Genomic DNA, 2,136 nt, shown 5'->3' on the forward strand with positions numbered 1-2,136 from the left:
TTGAAGTTCGCTCTGGCCCACGACAAGGACCAGAGCATGAAGCGCAGCCGCTTTTCGGAAGAGCAGATCATCGGGATTTTGAAGGAGCACGAGGCCGGCGTTTCGGTCGTCGATCTGTGCCGCAAGTATGGCGTCAGCGACGCCAGCATCTACAAATGGAAGGCCAAGTTCGGCGGGATGGATGTCTGCGAGGCCAAGCGGCTGAGGACGCTAAAGGACGAGAACACGAAGCTGAAGCGGCTCCTGGCCGACGCCATGCTGGACAACGCGGCGCTGAAAGACCTCCTGGGAAAGAATGTATGGTCCGCCCCGTCCGTGCAAGGGTTCGTAACAGCAAAAATGACGCTTCCAGTTGCATAGATGACTCCGACCTCTCGCGAGTGGACTGCGGTTGCAGCCAGGCCATGATGAGATCCGCGCACGCCGTTCCCAATAAATGGTTCGGGCACGAAGCCCGCTTTTTTGCACAGGGCTTACGGCATGTTGATCCACTGTTTCGTCATCACTGTTCCCGAGCCTTGCAATCGAAGCCAGAAGCGTCAGGTGAAAGCAGGATCTCTGCGTTCGTAGAGAGCTCCAGGCTTGTTCAAGACCACCCAGACAATGCGGGCCATCTTGGCGGCTAGGGCGACAACGGCTTTGTTCGGATGCATCCGAGCCTGGAGCCCGTCGAGCCAGTTTCCTAGCGATCGCGCGTCCGGTCCAAGTGCCGGAAGCAAGATCGCGCGCCATGCACTAAAAGCTTTCTCACATAACGGTTGCCGCGTTTGCTGACGCCAAGCAACGTCTGTTTTCCGCCGGTCGAGTATTGCCTGGGCACTAACCCCAGCCAGGCAGCAAGGTCGCGGGCCTTGCGAAACTGCAGCCCATCACCGATCGCGGCAAGTACAGCGGTCGCACCCAATGCGCCGATACCAGGGATTGTCATCAGCCGGCGTGTGACGTCCTCTCGATCGGCGACCGCTTCGATCTCCTGTGTCACCTCGCGGATCCGTTCTTCGAGGCGGCGGAGATCAGCGAAAAGATCGCCCACCAGGCGACGCATCACTGGTGACAAATCGTTTCCTACGTCATTCAAAGCGCGCGGCAACTCGAGTTTGAATATTCCGACACCCTGACGCAAAGGTACGCCGTACTCGAGGCAGAAAGCCCGCATCTGATTGATCAGGCGTGTCCTCGAGCCGACCATCTGCTCACGGATCCGATGCAGCGCTTGAAGATCGACTTGGTCCTCCTCCTTCACGGCGACGAAGCGCATTGTCGGTCGCGTCGCGGCCTCAGCGATCGCCTCAGCGTCGATGATATCGTTCTTGTTTGACTTCACGTAGGGCTTCACGAATTGCGCGGGGATCAAGCGCACCTTGTGACCTAGTGCCTTTATCTTCCGGGCGAGCCACTGTGAACCGGCGCAGGATTCCATGCCAACTATGCTTGGTTGTGCGCGAGCAAAGAACTGAAGAAGGGTCTCCCGTCGAAAGCGAGCTTTCTGAACAGGTGTGCCGTCGCAGCTTAGGCCAACGACGTGGAACAGGTTCTTGCCAATGTCGATTCCATAGACAGCCGCAGGTCGCGGCAAATTGCGATGGGCCATGATACTCTCCTCTTTTGATCTGACCTTCCTATAATGAGGGAGGAGGACGGGGCGGACCATCCCATTAGTGGTGACGCCCGCGGGGAAGCGGAAAGCTGTCGTCCATCTGCGAGAGGCATTCGGGATGAGCGAACGGCGGGCGTGTAAAGCCATCGGCTGCTGCCGCATGACGATGAGATACCGGACGACCCGGGCTGACGATGCCAGCATTCGCCAGCGCATGAAGGCGATTGCCCATGAACGCCGCCGCTTCGGCTATCGGCGCGTGCATGTTCTGCTCAAGCGGGAGGGCTATCTGATCAACCACATGGCCTAATCGCGCGCTCGAGGCTGAGGTAGAATGTTCTCCTCAGTGCAAACGAGGAGCATGTGATGACCCTTTATGTTGGTTTGGATGTATCGCAAAAGGAGACGGAGATTTGTGTGATCGACGCCGACGGTCGGCGCACTTGGCGGGGCAAATGCTCCTCGGAACCGGAGTGCATCGCAATGGCGCTGCGCGAGCACGCGCCAGACGCGGTTCGGGTCGGCATGGAAACCGGGCA

General features: G+C 58.7%; 3 pseudogenes. 2 read left to right on the plus strand and 1 reads right to left on the minus strand.

The window, feature by feature from the left end:
- Positions 1-36: 36 nt before the first annotated feature.
- A pseudogene (locus CV770_RS40850) lies at positions 37-300 on the plus strand (transposase); the annotation flags it as partial.
- A gap of 239 nt (positions 301-539) precedes the next feature.
- Here the strand turns inward: CV770_RS40850 and CV770_RS40855 are convergent.
- Positions 540-1,591: pseudogene (locus CV770_RS40855) on the minus strand (IS110 family RNA-guided transposase).
- A 67-nt stretch (positions 1,592-1,658) separates the two neighbouring features.
- On the opposite strand from CV770_RS40855, the pseudogene CV770_RS40860 reads away from it, so the two are divergent.
- Positions 1,659-1,898 (plus strand): annotated as a pseudogene (locus CV770_RS40860) (IS3 family transposase); the annotation flags it as partial.
- Positions 1,899-2,136: the final 238 nt, after the last annotated feature.

It is taken from the genome of Bradyrhizobium sp. AC87j1 (assembly GCF_002936975.1).
GTDB classification, from domain to species: domain Bacteria; phylum Pseudomonadota; class Alphaproteobacteria; order Rhizobiales; family Xanthobacteraceae; genus Bradyrhizobium; species Bradyrhizobium shewense.